Source organism: Pseudophaeobacter sp., from assembly GCF_039971195.1.
In the GTDB taxonomy this organism is placed as follows: Bacteria; Pseudomonadota; Alphaproteobacteria; order Rhodobacterales; family Rhodobacteraceae; genus Pseudophaeobacter.
Map to the genome: position 1 here is coordinate 1 of NZ_JBDWPJ010000064.1, position 13,769 is coordinate 13,769.

At 61.2% G+C, this 13,769-nt stretch carries 12 protein-coding genes; 3 read left to right on the top strand and 9 right to left on the bottom strand.

The annotated features are described in order from the left end of the window. The 5 genes from mutL to ABJP42_RS05595 all read right to left on the bottom strand — a co-directional run. Positions 1 to 1,277, bottom strand: a 1,277-nt coding sequence (mutL, locus tag ABJP42_RS05575; RefSeq protein ID WP_348339121.1) for a DNA mismatch repair endonuclease MutL, incomplete at its 3' end; no start/stop codon positions are given. 123 nt (positions 1,278 to 1,400) lie between these two features. Next, entirely contained in the window at positions 1,401 to 2,330 is a 930-nt protein-coding gene (locus ABJP42_RS05580; RefSeq protein ID WP_348339123.1) for a metal ABC transporter permease, read from the bottom strand. After that, complete coding sequence (locus tag ABJP42_RS05585; RefSeq protein ID WP_348339124.1) at positions 2,327 to 3,532, bottom strand: metal ABC transporter permease; 1,206 nt, start codon at positions 3,530 to 3,532, stop codon at positions 2,327 to 2,329. The genes ABJP42_RS05580 and ABJP42_RS05585 overlap by 4 nt, the downstream gene beginning before the upstream one ends. 13 nt (positions 3,533 to 3,545) lie before the next feature. After that, positions 3,546 to 4,358 carry a metal ABC transporter ATP-binding protein gene (locus ABJP42_RS05590; protein WP_348339126.1) on the bottom strand — a complete coding sequence of 271 codons (813 nt, stop codon included), beginning with the start codon at positions 4,356 to 4,358 and terminating at the stop codon, positions 3,546 to 3,548. A gap of 3 nt (positions 4,359 to 4,361) precedes the next feature. Beyond that, positions 4,362 to 5,303: a metal ABC transporter solute-binding protein, Zn/Mn family gene (locus ABJP42_RS05595; protein WP_490363190.1), complete on the bottom strand. Its 942-nt coding sequence runs from the start codon at positions 5,301 to 5,303 to the stop codon at positions 4,362 to 4,364. A gap of 226 nt (positions 5,304 to 5,529) precedes the next feature. On the opposite strand from ABJP42_RS05595, the gene deoC reads away from it, so the two are divergent. The 3 genes from deoC to ABJP42_RS05610 are packed head-to-tail and all read left to right on the top strand — an operon-like array spanning position 5,530 to position 9,731. Next, entirely contained in the window at positions 5,530 to 6,519 is a 990-nt protein-coding gene (gene deoC, locus ABJP42_RS05600; RefSeq protein ID WP_348339128.1) for a deoxyribose-phosphate aldolase, read from the top strand. Between the two features lie 14 nt (positions 6,520 to 6,533). Further along, positions 6,534 to 8,876 (top strand): aldehyde dehydrogenase family protein, encoded by a 2,343-nt coding sequence (locus tag ABJP42_RS05605; protein ID WP_348339130.1) that lies wholly within the window; start codon positions 6,534 to 6,536, stop codon positions 8,874 to 8,876. A 24-nt stretch (positions 8,877 to 8,900) separates the two neighbouring features. Next, entirely contained in the window at positions 8,901 to 9,731 is an 831-nt protein-coding gene (locus tag ABJP42_RS05610) for an SDR family oxidoreductase (protein WP_348339132.1), read from the top strand. Positions 9,732 to 9,832: 101 nt separating this feature from the next. Here the strand turns inward: ABJP42_RS05610 and ABJP42_RS05615 are convergent, their stop codons facing one another. The 4 genes from ABJP42_RS05615 to lspA form a co-directional block, all read right to left on the bottom strand. Further along, positions 9,833 to 11,158 carry a M16 family metallopeptidase gene (locus tag ABJP42_RS05615; RefSeq protein WP_348339134.1) on the bottom strand — a complete coding sequence of 442 codons (1,326 nt, stop codon included), beginning with the start codon at positions 11,156 to 11,158 and terminating at the stop codon, positions 9,833 to 9,835. After that, positions 11,155 to 12,519 (bottom strand): M16 family metallopeptidase, encoded by a 1,365-nt coding sequence (locus ABJP42_RS05620; RefSeq protein ID WP_348339136.1) that lies wholly within the window; start codon positions 12,517 to 12,519, stop codon positions 11,155 to 11,157. The genes ABJP42_RS05615 and ABJP42_RS05620 overlap by 4 nt, the downstream gene beginning before the upstream one ends. A 267-nt stretch (positions 12,520 to 12,786) precedes the next feature. Continuing rightward, positions 12,787 to 13,308 carry a DUF3035 domain-containing protein gene (locus tag ABJP42_RS05625; RefSeq protein WP_348339138.1) on the bottom strand — a complete coding sequence of 174 codons (522 nt, stop codon included), beginning with the start codon at positions 13,306 to 13,308 and terminating at the stop codon, positions 12,787 to 12,789. A gap of 55 nt (positions 13,309 to 13,363) precedes the next feature. After that, on the bottom strand, positions 13,364 to 13,769 hold a 406-nt coding region (gene lspA, locus ABJP42_RS05630; protein WP_348339140.1), incomplete at its 5' end, for a signal peptidase II.

Sequence of the window (13,769 nt, forward strand, 5' to 3'; positions counted from 1 at the left end):
ACGCGGCCGCTGTATTCGCCCTGAAGCTCCGCAAAACCCGGCATCGATGGCGGCGCAGGATAGGCTGTGGTTTGCGGCTGACCAGGGGATTGCGCCGCGTAGGAAAGTTGCCGTGCGCCATAGGAGGGACGCTCCATCTGATAGACCCGAGCCGCACCACTGGCGGTTGGAGCTTCGGGGCGCATTGCCCCCAGGGTCGCGCCCGCCACCGTGGTCGACGCCCTATGCCCGGCCTCGGCCAGGGCATGACGCAGCGCCGAAACGATCAAACCCCGCGCCAAGCCGGGATCGCGAAAGCGAACTTCGGATTTTGCCGGATGCACGTTCACATCCACCAGAGTCGGGTCACAATCAATAAACAGCGCCGCCGCCGGATGGCGATCCCGGCTGAGGAAATCAAAGTAAGCCCCCCGCAGCGCCCCCGTCAGCATCTTGTCCTTCACGGGCCGCGAGTTCACAAACAGGAACTGTGCCACCGCAGCACCGCGCGAATAGGTCGGCAAGGCCGCATAGCCAAACAGGCGAATCCCCTCGCGCGTGGCATCAATCCGCAGCGCATTTTCGGCGAATTCACGCCCCAGAACGGAGGCCAATCGCCCGTGCAGCGCATCAAATAAATCACCGGTCAGCGGATCAGCTCGAAAGGTCACACGCCCCTCGCCGCCGCCCGAAACGTCGCGCAGGGTGAACCCCACCGAAGGCTCGGCCATGGCCAGGCGTTTCACCACATCGCTGATCGCCTGGGATTCGGCGCGATCCGTGCGCATAAATTTCAGCCGTGCCGGGGTAGCATAAAACAAATCGCTCAGCTCCACGATGGTCCCCGCCCGCAGGGCCGCAGGGCGCACCGGCTCCATCTTGCCTCCCGCAACCCGGATCTGGCAGGCGTCATGCCCCTCTGCCCGGCTGGTGATGGTCAACCGACCAACGGCGCCAAGACTGGGCAAGGCCTCGCCACGAAAGCCAAAAGTATGGATGTTGAGCAAATCACTGCCATCGATCTTGGAGGTGGCATGGCGCGACAGCGCCAGCGGCAGATCCCGCGAGGTCATGCCGCAGCCATCGTCGGTCACCCGGATCAGGGTCTTGCCACCATCGGCGATCTCAATGGTGATCCGTTGCGCCCCGGCATCAATGGCGTTCTCCACCAGTTCTTTCACCGCCGAGGCCGGGCGCTCCACCACCTCTCCGGCGGCAATCCGGTTGATGGCGCTGTCGTCCAATTGGCGAATGGTCGGGCGATGGGTGTCGCTGATATGGGGGTCTTGGGTGCTCATACCGCTAAATTTAGCAGCTTCACCCGATTCTACCACTGCCTCCGGCGTAAATTTCGAACAAGAGGAGAACAAAATCGGGAGCCGATACGCCCACCAAATGCTAGGCCCTGCCCAATAGATGCTTCAGGCGCCTACTGGCGCTCCACTGCGGCTGCGGCAGGGGCCAAACCGCGCCGCCACGGCGAGGATCACACCAGAGACCGTGGCGATCATGCCCGCCGCACTGACTGCATCAACGCCGCCCAACCACAACGGCCCATAGCCGGCCATGATGTAACCCAGCACCGCCGAAAGCACCGCAAAGACAATGCTCCAGGTAATCTGCCCCTCCAACCGGTTTGTCATCATCCGCGCCGCCGCCGGCGGGCAGATGAACATGGCAATGACAATGATCGACCCCACCGCATCAAAGGCCGCCACTGCGGCCACCGCCGCTGTAATCACCAGACCGAGTCCCAAAAGGTTGGTGCGGATCCCCATGGTGCGGGCAAAACCCTCATCAAAGGTGGAGATCTTGAGCGCCCGCCAGAACAGCGCCGTAAACAGGCTCACCCCCAGCAGGGTCAGCGCCATGCGCGGCAGCTCTGCCGGAAGATGGCGCAGCGCCTGCGGATCCAAGAGCGAAGCCCAACCGGTGGCATCCAGCCAGATCAGGCTTTCGAGATTGCCATAGAGTGCATGTTCCACATCCAGATGCACTGCCGAGGTATCGGTCTGCTCCAAGAGCAGCACACCACCTGCAAACATGGTGGTAAACACCACCCCCATGGCCGCTCCTGGTTCGATCCGGCCCAACCGGCGGATCGCCTCAATCAGCACCACGGCGACAATCGCCGCCACCGCAGCGCCCAGCATCATTGGCCAGGCGGCAATCATGCCGGTCAGCAAAAAGGCCACCACAATACCCGGCAGCACCACATGGCTGATGGCATCGCCAATCAGCGCCTGGCGTCGCAGCAAAAGAAAATTCCCCGGCAGGGCGCAGGCCACAGCAGCAAAGATCCCGATCAACATCGGGGTCAGCGACAGGGGGACAAACTCTTCACCGCTCATGCCGGTACCTCGCTTGGGCCACCAATCTGGCGGTCAATGTCCTGGATTTGGTCCTGTGTCAGCACAGTCTCGATGTCGCGCAACCCATCATAAAGCGCCGCTGCGGCCTCGTGCGTCATGTCGCTGCGCACCACATCCCAGCGTCGTTCATCGCGCAGGGCCTTGGCAGCGCGGGCCTTGCCCTTGGCTGTGGCGACCCCATCGGCGCGCATCAATCCGGCGCGGCGCAGCAGGCGCAAAGTGAGGCTCTCGTAGATCGCCTGTCCCTGGGCCAGCGCCAACAAACCCTGGCGCAGATGCACCCGGCGCTGAAACCGCTGATGCCGCAGCACTGCGGCCAGGACACCGCGGTTTGGCGCCAAAAGCAGAGACAGGGCAAATAGCGCAAAGCTGACCAGAACAATGATCGGCCCGGTTGGCAGGTTCGGTGCCGAGGCCGAGAGCGCCGCACCGATATAGGCCGCAGCCCCGCCAAACAGCCCGGCCAGAAGCACCACCTGATCGGAGCGCTCAGACCAGAACCGCGCGGTGACCGCTGGGATGATCAGCAGGGCCACGATCAGGATCAGGCCGACGATCTTCAGCCCCACCACGGTCACCGCCATGACCAGCCCCATCATCAACATGTCAATTCGGCTCACCGGCAGGCCACGCGCCGCAGCATACTCGGGATCAAAAGCCACCAAAGTCATCGGACGGCGGGTGAGCAACACCACCAAAAGCGCCAAGGCTCCCCCCGCCGCGATCACCAGCGCATCACTGTAGAGCATGCCGGCGGTAGAGCCGAGCAGGAAACCTTCGAGCCCGGCCTGGCGTCCCACACCAAGGGTCTGGATAACCGTAAGCAGAACGATACCAAAACCAAAGAACACAGAAAGCACCGCGCCAATGGCGGCATCTTCGGCCAGACGAGTGTTGCGGGTCAGCCAGTTCATACACCACAGGCCAATGCCAGCGGTCACGGCTGAGCCCAGCAAAAGCCCTGCCAGATTGCGGCCATCGCCACCAGCAAAGGCCATCAGCAAAAAGGCAATGCAGACACCGGGCAAGGTGGCATGGCTCACCGCATCAGATACCAGCGCCCGTTTGCGTAGAAACAGAAAGGTGCCAGTGATGCCCGCAGCCGTGCCCAAAAGGGCCGCGCCGACGGCGACCAACGTGGCATTGTACCCAAGTTGCAGGGTCAGCGCGTCCAAAAGCATGTGATCCGCCTCCTCAAGCCTTGGCCAGTTGATTAACCTGGGTGGTCGCCAACCGCCCGCCATAGGCCGCCTGCAGGGTCTCTTCGGTAAAGGCGCGGGCCACCGGCCCCTCGGCAACCCGGCGGGTGTTGATCAAAAAGACATTGTCAAAATATTCCACCACTGTCGCCAGGTCGTGATGCACCACCACCACCGTCTTACCCGCTTCGCGCAGGGATTTCAGCACCGAGATAATCGCCTTTTCCGTTGCCGCATCGACCCCGGCAAAGGGTTCGTCCAGCAGATAAAGATCCGCCCCCTGGGCCAGGGCCCGGGCCAGAAACACCCGCTGCTGCTGGCCACCAGAGAGCTGGCCAATCTGGCGAGAGGCAAAATCTGCCATGCCAACGCGTTCAAGACAGTCCAGCGCCTTGGCCCGGTGGTTGCCTTTGATCCGGCCCAACAGGCCCAACTCGCGGTAGAGCCCCATCAGCACCACATCAATCACCCGGGTTGGAAAATCCCAATCCACACTGGCGCGCTGCGGCACATAGGCGATACGGGCGCGTTGCTCTTCCAACGGTCGCCCAAAGATTGTCACCCGTCCCGATACCGGTGCGACAATAGCAAGTGCCGCCTTGAGCAGGGTGGATTTGCCCGCCCCATTGGGCCCGATGATGGCGGTCATCTGGCCCGGCTCCACCGTCATATCAACGGAAAACACCGCAGGTTTTTCACCATAGCTCACCGTCAGGCCACGGATGGCGAGTGGGCTTTGGGCAATCTTAGCATCCTGCGCCGCCGTGGGGGGTGTTTCCCCCTGGGCGCTGACAATCTCGACAGACATGGCTCAGAGCCCCGCCGACAGTTTGCCATCCATGCCTCTGGCTGGCGCTTCCGCGCCCAGGGCATTGGCGATGGTGGTCATATTATGGTCCAGCATACCCAGATAGGTGCCCTCATAGGTGCCATCGGCCCCCATTGCATCCGAGAACAGCTCGCCGCCGATTGAGACCACATGCCCCTGGGCCGCCGCGCCTTCGATCAGCGCCCGGACCGAACGATCCGAGACAGAGCTTTCGACAAAGACGGCTTTGATATCACGGGAAACCAGCAGATTGACCAGCTCCCCAATGCGGTTCAGGCCAGCCTCTGACTGGGTGGAGATGCCCTGAACCCCCAGAACTTCAAACCCATAGTCGCGGCCAAAGTAGCCAAAGGCATCATGGGCTGTCAGCAAGACCCGGTTGTTTTCGGGAACCTTCGACAGAACATCGCCACCATAAGCAATCAGCCGGTCCAGATCTGCCAGATGTGCCTTGGCATTGGCAGCAAAGACCTCCGCCGCTGCGGGGCGGGCCTGGGTCAGCGCCTTTTGCACTTCACCAACAACCAATTTCCACAGAGCGGGCGTCATCCAGACATGCGGGTCAAATTTGTCCGCATAGTCGTCATGGCCACGCAGCAGATCCTTTGGCAGCCCCTCGGCCACCGCCACCACTGTGCGTTTTCGCTCCAGATCATGGAAGAAATCTTCCATCTGGGCCTCAAGATACAACCCATGCCAGAGCACCAGATCGGCACGGGTCATCGCCACAATGTCAGAGCGGGTCTGGCGATAGGCATGCGGGTCAACGCCCGGCCCCATCAGCGCCTTGACCTCAACCTCAGCGCCCCCAACCTGACGGGCGGCATCTGCAATCATACCTGTAGTTGCTACCAATTTGAGCGGTGCCTCGGCAAGCGCCTGCGCCGCTGTCATTGGCAGGGCAAGCAGCATGATCAATCCCATAAGGGCAAATCGTCCAATACGCACGGGCCTTGGCCTCCTTTAAGTCAGTTGTTGTGGTGAATATGAGAATGATTCTCAACTTAGTCAATGCTATTGCGACTTATTCGCAAAAAAGATGGGTAATTTTTCCAAAAGGTCAAAAATACAGCACCGGCGGGCTCGGTTTGCTTGCCAATATGCCGCACCCGTGCGACTTTCGCGCAGAACTCTGTTGAGGATCTCCGGAATGGACAGCCAAACTTTGCAACATACAACGCCCCTGGCGCTGGCGCAGGAGCCGCGCAACCCTGGCATGGCACTTGACCTGGATTGGGTCGCGGGCGTGCAGGCCAATACCTCGGCAATTGAACGCCGTTGCGCCACCCTGCCCGCAAGGCGCAGTGTCAAAAAGGACCATCAGGCCGCCTGGCTGCTCAAGGCGGTGACCTGTATCGATCTGACCACCCTCTCCGGCGATGATACCGAAGAGCGGGTACGCCGCCTTTGTGCCAAGGCGCGTCAGCCGATCCGCGGCGATATCCTGCAGACGCTGGAGATGCCGCCGATCACCACCGGCGCGATCTGCGTCTACCACGAAATGATCCCCGCCGCCGTCACCGCGCTGGAGGGCACTGGCATTCCCGTGGCTGCGGTTTCCACCGGGTTTCCGGCTGGTCTGTCACCCTTCCATCTGCGGGTTGCCGAGATCGAGGAAAGCGTCAAGGCAGGCGCCAAGGAAATCGACATCGTGATTTCGCGCCGCCATGTACTCTCGGGTAATTGGCAGGCGCTTTATGATGAGATGAAAGCCTTTCGCGCCGCCTGCGGGGAAGCCCATGTGAAGGCCATCCTCGCCACCGGAGAGCTGGGGTCTTTGCGCAATGTCGCCCGCGCTTCGCTGATCTGCATGATGGCGGGGGCGGATTTCATCAAGACCTCCACCGGCAAAGAGAGCGTCAACGCCACCCTGCCGGTGAGCCTGGTGATGATCCGCGCCATCCGCGATTATTACGATCGCACCGGTTTCCGGGTTGGCTACAAGCCGGCTGGCGGCATCTCCAAGGCCAAGGATTCACTGGTCTATCTGTCGCTGATCAAGGAAGAGCTGGGAGATCGCTGGTTGCAGCCGGATCTGTTCCGCTTTGGGGCCTCTTCGCTGCTCAATGACATCGAACGCCAGTTGGAGCACCACGTCACCGGCGCCTACTCCGCCAGCTACCGCCACCCATCGGCCTGAGGCAGGAATCAGACATGACACTCAAAGAGAAATTCGACTCCATGGATTATGGCCCTGCCCCCGAAAACGCAGCCGAGGCTCTGGCCTGGCTGGTTGACCAGGGCGATCGCTTTGGTCACTTTATCGATGGTGCCTTCACCGCGCCGCAAGATGGGTTTGACAGCCGCAACCCCGCCAGTGGCGAGGTACTGGCCACCCTGAGTCAGGCCAGCCAGGGCGATGTGGATGCCGCAGTTAAGGCCGCCCGCGCAGCACAGCCAAAATGGGAAAAGCTCGGCGGGCCGGGCCGTGCACGCTTCCTCTATGCCATTGCCCGGCTGTTGCAGAAACATTCCCGGCTGTTTGCTGTGCTGGAAAGCATGGACAACGGCAAACCGATCCGCGAAAGCCGCGATATCGACATTCCGCTGGCGCAGCGCCATTTCTACTATCACGCTGGCATGGCCCAGCTGATGGAGAGCGAACTGCCCGACGCCCAGGCGCTTGGTGTTTGCGGCCAGATCATTCCCTGGAACTTTCCCCTGTTGATGCTGGCCTGGAAAATCGCGCCGGCCCTGGCCATGGGCAATACCGTGGTGTTGAAACCGGCGGAATATACCTCGCTCACCGCGCTTTTGTTTGCGGATATCTGCCAACAGGCGGGCCTGCCAAAGGGCGTGGTCAATATCGTCACCGGCGACGGGGAGGTGGGCGAGATGATCGTGGCCTCTGATGTGGACAAGATCGCCTTTACCGGCTCCACTTCGGTGGGGCGGCGCATCCGCACGGCCACTGCCGGCAGTGGCAAGGCACTGACGCTCGAGTTGGGAGGGAAATCGCCCTATATCGTCTTTGACGACGCCGATCTGGATTCCGCCGTCGAAGGCTTGGTAGATGCAATCTGGTTCAACCAGGGTCAGGTCTGCTGTGCGGGCTCGCGGCTTTTGGTGCAGGAAGGTGTGGCAGAGCAGTTCTACACCAAACTCAAGGCCCGCATGGATAAGCTGCGCCTGGGCAGCCCGCTGGACAAATCCATCGACATCGGCGCCGTGGTCGATCCGGTGCAGCTGGAGACCATCACCAAACTGGTCGAGGCCAATCAGGCCGGAGAGACCTATCAGCCGGATATCACCCTGCCAGATACGGGCTGTTTCTACCTGCCGACGCTGATCCAAGGGCTCGCGCCTTCGGATCCGCTGATGCAGGAGGAAATCTTTGGCCCGGTGCTGGTCTCCTGCACCTTCCGCACCCCGGCCGAGGCGGTGGAGCTGGCCAATAACAGCCGCTATGGTCTGGCCGCCACGATCTGGAGTGAGAACATCAATCTGGCGCTGGATCTGGCCCCCAAACTGGTGGCCGGCGTGGTCTGGATCAATGGCACCAATATGTTTGACGCAGCTGCTGGATTTGGCGGGGTGCGCGAAAGCGGTTTTGGCCGCGAAGGCGGCTGGGAAGGTCTCAGCGCCTATACCCGCCCCAAGGGCAAAGCCAAGGCGCTGGCCCCGGTGAAAGCCTTTGCGGGCAAAGCCACGAGCCATCCGGCAGATCCGGTGGACCGCACCGCCAAGATGTATATTGGCGGCAAACAGGCGCGCCCCGACAGTGGCTATTCCAAGGCGATCTACAGCAATCACGGCGCGTTGTTGGGCCATGTCGGCCTTGGCAGCCGCAAGGATATCCGCAACGCGGTTGAGGCTGCCGCCGGTGCCAAGGCCTGGTCGAAAACCACCGGCCATCTGCGGGCGCAGATCCTGTATTACATTGGCGAAAACCTCTCAGCCCGCGCAGATGAGTTTGCCCATCGCATCGATGCGATGACCGGCAAGAAAGGCGGCGCAAAAGAAGTCGAAGCCGCCATTCAGCGCTTGTTCACGGCGGCGGCCTGGGCTGACAAATACGATGGCCAGGCGCATGGCGTCCCGATACGGGCAGTGGCCCTGGCGATGAAGGAACCCGTTGGAGTGATTGGCGCGCTCTGTGCCGATGAAGCGCCGCTCTTGGGGCTGGTTTCGGTGATGGCGCCGGCCATAGCCATGGGCAACCGGGTTGTGCTCGCGGCCTCCTCTGCCTTCCCGCTGGCCGCGACTGATTTTTATCAGGTGCTGGAGACCTCAGATGTGCCGGCCGGCGTGGTCAATATCCTCACCGGAGACAGCACAGAGCTGGCCCAGCCCCTGGCGTCCCATATGAATGTGGATGCCATCTGGAGCTTTGCTTCTGTCGATCTGGCCAAGACCATCGAGGAGGCCTCGGCGCTCAACCTCAAACGGACCTGGGTGGCTCACGCAACGTCGCTTGACTGGAGCGTCGATCACAGCAGCAAGTTCCTGTTAGAATCCACCGAGGTGAAAAACATCTGGGTGCCCTACGGCGAATAGCCCAGTTTCTGGAAAGGATAGAGGATGGCCACCGCATTTGATTTCAAAGACAAAACGGTGGCCGTCATCGGCGGCACCAGCGGCATCAACCGCGGTATTGCCGAACGCTTTGCCGCCGAAGGTGCGCGGATCGCTGTGGCCTCCCGGTCGCAAGACAAGGTGGATGATACCGTGGCGGCGCTGCAAAAACTTGGCGCGGCAGAAACCCTTGGCCTGGCCTTTGACGTGCGCGATCCGGAGGCGGTAACGGCAGGCTTTGGCAAGATCCACGCGGGCTTTGGCGATCTGGATGTGCTGATCTCTGGCGCGGCGGGAAATTTCCCGGCGCTGGCGGCGGATATGTCGGTCAACGCCTTCAAAACAGTGATCGATATCGATCTGATGGGCACCATCCATGTGATGAAGGCCGCCTATCCCTATCTGCGTCGCCCCGGCGCCAGCATCATCAGCATCTCGGCGCCGCAGTCCTATCTCCCCTACGAGGGCCAGGCTCATGTCTGCGCCGCCAAGGCCGGGGTTGATCAGATCACCCGAACTCTGGCCATGGAATGGGGCCTAGAGGGCATCCGCATCAATTCGGTTGTACCCGGGTTCATCGACGGAACCGAGGGCGCCAAACGTCTGGCCCCCAGCCCCGAGGTGCTAAAAGGGCTGACCCGCAGCATCCCGCTTGGACGGCTTGGCGACTGTGACGATGTCGCCAATGCCTGCCTGTTCCTCTCCTCGGATATGGCCAGCTATATCAGTGGCACGGTGCTGGCGGTGGATGGCGCGCTCTATCAGCGTGGTTCTGGCAGCACTGGCGAGATGATGGGCCATATGCTGCGCGCCGCTGCTGCGGGGAAGAAAGCCTAACAAATCTGGCAAAGCCCGACCGATAGGTCGGGCAGCCCCGTTCGCCACTTCGGGCGGAGGCTGCCCTCATGTTCTGGAACATCTGGCGGTCCCGGCTTTGATCACTGGCTGGCGCTCAACCCTTCGGGGCGGCCCACCACGACAAAATGCAACTCTTCGGGCAGCAGCACCTCGCTGGCGACCTGGTTGATCTCTTCCAAGGTGACTGCGTTGATCTTGTCATTGCGGGTCTGCACATAGTCCATCGGCAGCTCATCCATCTGCATCCCCACCAGGATTGATGCAATCCGGCCATTGCCGTCAAAGCGCAAGGGATAGGCGCCGGTCAGATAGGTCTTGGCATCCGTCAGCTCCTTATCGCTGACGCCTTCGCTGGCGAGCCGCTGCCACTCTCCCTGGATCACCGAAACGGCCTCTGCCATTTTGCCATTGGCCGAGCCCAGTTGCCCCATATAGATCGCGGCCAGATCCTGTGGCACCAGGTAGGAATAGACCCCATAGGTGAGGCCACGTTTCTCCCGCACCTCCTCCATCAGGCGGCTGTCAAAGGAACCACCACCAAGGATCTGGTTCATGATATAGGCGGCAAAAAACCGGGGGTCATCGCGTTCGATCCCGATATGGCCAAACAGGGCCACCGATTGCGGCGTATCATAATCAACGATGCTCACCCCGCCCGAAATAGCGACCTCGGCCGGACCAGCCAAAGGCGCGCCCTCTGCGGCGAGATCTCCCAGTAGACTATCGAGCAACCCGCCCAGTTCAGCTGGGGTAATGTCCCCCACCGCGCTGACAAAAAGTCTGTCCCGAGCAAAAACCGCTTCATGCGCCGCAAAGATATCCTGGCGGGTGAGCTCTGAAACCGTGGCAATCGTGCCCTTGCCAGAGCTGCCATAGGGATGATCGCCATAGGCCATCCCGGCAAAGGCCTGGGCGGCGATCTTGTTGGGGTCTTTCAGATCCGAGCGCAGCCCCCCCAGCACCTGTGCCCGCACCCGGTCCAGAGCATCCTGATCAAAGCGGGGTTCCTGCAGGGTCTGGCGCAGCAAGGCGACCGCCGCCTCCCGGTTTTCACTTAGGAAGCGCGCCGAAATCGACAGGCTGTCGCGATCCGCATCATAGCTGAAGCTCGCTGCCAGCTGTTCCAAGGCGCGGGTGTATTCCTGCGCCCGCATCGCGCCCGAACCCTCTTCGAGCAGCCCGGCCATCAGATAGATGGCGCCGCGTTTGCCCGGCGCGTCCAGCGAGGTACCACCGCGAAACCGCAGTTCCAGTGCGGTAAAGGGAATCGAGTGATCTTCGACCAGCCAGGCGGTGATGCCGCCCGGCGAAGTCACCTCGTTGATCTTGATCTCCGCCTGGGCTGGCAGGGCCATCGCTGTCACACAGGCGAACAGGGTCGCCGCAATCCATTTGAGACGCATCATTCTGCCTCCTCCTGCCGCATCATCCAACCGGTCACCGAGGCCTCGGGGCGCAGCAGGTCCTGCGCGGCGGCGATGATCTCATCCGAGGTGATCGACTGTAAAATCTGCGGCCAGTCCTGCACGTCCTGCACCGTCAACCCAGAGGTCAGCGCCCGGCCATAGCGATTGGCAATACCGTCAACATTGTCACGGGCATAGATTTCAGAGGCCCGCAATTGCAGCTTGATCCGATCCAGCTGCTCATCATCGACCCCCTCTTCCATGAATTTTGCCACGCTGGCATCCAGGGCCGCTTCGGCCTCTTCCATGCTCACACCTTCGGCAGGGACCACCAGAAAATCAAAACTGGTCGCATCCAGTGAAACGCCGGAATAAAACGCACCGGTATAGACCGCCACCTGCTGGTCGAACTGCAAGGCATTAGCGAGGTAAGAGGTGGTACCGCCACCCAAAAGCTCGCTCAGCAGAAACAGCGCTGCGGCGGTTTCCTGCGCTCCGGCGTCGCGTTCCTGCGCCAGATAGGCGCGCTGCACATAGGGCTGGGCGACGCGAGGGTCACGATAGATCACCCGGCGTTCAGCGTTTTGTGGCGGCTCCTTGCTGCGGTCTCGGGTCTGCGGCAGATCCGGATTGGCAGGGATCACGCCATAATAGGTCTCGGCCAGGGATTTGACCTCTGCGGGATCCACATCGCCAGAAACCACCAGAATGGCATTGTTGGGCGCATAATAGGTGCCATAGAAGGAGAGCGCATCCGCCATGTCCAGCTCTTCCATCTCGTGACGCCAGCCAATGACCGGCTGACCATAGCGATGGTTCAGATATTGCGCGGCGTTCAGCTGTTCGCCAAACAGAGCGCGTGGGTTGTTGTCGGTGCGCTGGTTGCGCTCTTCCAGAATGACTTCGCGTTCGGTGACGATATCCTGTTCAGAGAGGCGCAGATTGACCATACGGTCGCTCTCCATCCGCATCATCAACTCCAGCCGGTCCGAGGCGACCCGCTGGTAATAGGCGGTGTAATCGTAGCTGGTAAAGGCATTGTCCCGCCCGCCATTGGCGGCCACGGTGGCAGAAAGCTCGCCCGGCGCCAGGGTTTCGGTGCCCTTGAACAGCAAATGCTCCAGAAAATGCGCCACCCCGGATTGGCCAATGGGCTCATCCGCAGAGCCCGCCCGGTACCAGACCATATGCTGCACCACAGGCACCCGGTGATCCTCGACGACGACAACCTCCATGCCGTTATCCAGGGAAAAACTGGTGATCAGCTCCTCTGGCGTTATGGCACTTTCCTGCGCTTTGGCCAAGGGCGCGGTCAGGCTGATGCTCAGCACGGTGGCTGCCAAGGCAATCCTTGGGAACATTCGGCATTCTCCTTTTTGTCGTCGCCTTTGCCCAGGCGGGCATGGCGCGTATTGGCGGGCGCTGTCCTTTCGTGGGAGAGAGGAACCGCCAAGTCTCTTGGGTTCAACCTACCCCCCTGTGGCGCAGGCGCAAGCATGACTGTCGCAAACGTGAAAATTGGGAGCGCTTTGTCGGCCCATCAAAACCGGCCACAATGCCTCAAGACAAATCCGCAGCAAACCGGCGCAGCAGCGCGCCAGACAAAACGCGCCTACAGTAAACGGCTGCTACTCTCCGCTTGCAGGCGGCGCCGAAGGCGTTGCGACCCCGGCACGCCGGAAGGCCTCATTGGCGGCAAAGGGATCAAGCGTCTGTTTGGAATAGATCTGCTCGTAGCGATCCACCGGAACGATTTTGATCCGGCCACCACGGCGGCGGCGCTTGAGGAAAGCCGCATCTTCTGCAGCCAGGGCCTGGCGCACATCTGGCGATACCCCGTAGCGGCTGGACGCGGTCACAAGGCCAGCATCACCCGAGGGGATACCCGCGCTGGGCACCAATGCATCCGGGTTGCCACCCAATGCGGCAACAGCTTCGCCCTGCGGGTTGGCATCCGTTCGGTTCGCCCCACCCGGCGTTGGCGTCGGCAAGGCAGCATAGTCTGTCGGTGCGGCCAGGGGTTTGGGCGGCAGGATCAGAAATTCATCCGGGCCGGTACCGGTGCTGCGAATATCCCGCAGGGTTTTTTGCGCACAGCCAGAAACAGCCAACGCCCCAATCAAACCAACAATCACCAGAGGAATTCGCATTTCCCCAATACTCCCGACAGTTTCAACGCGGTTTTAGCCTATTTCCCGAAGGAGGTCACGCAGGCTTTTTCATTCGGCCTTCAAACAGGATCAATCCTGCCGCACCGGCAAAAATAAACACATCCGCCAGATTGAAGACATAGGGATTTTTCAGGCCACAGCAGGACATATTGAGAAAGTCGAGCACATAGCCATAGAGCAGGCGATCCGCGACATTGCCCAGCGCCCCGCCAATGACAAGCCCCGCCGAGACCTGCATCACTGCGCCCTTATCCTGGCCACGCCCAATCCAAAGCACCAGCACCAGACAGATCGCCAGCGACAGGCCGATCAGCGCCCAGCGGGCGGCATCTGTCCCACCGCCAAACAGGCCAAAATTGATGCCGGTGTTTTCGCCGTAGCGGAAATTCAGCAGCGGCGGCAGCACATCAATGCTGAGGCGACGCGACAGACCCATCCAG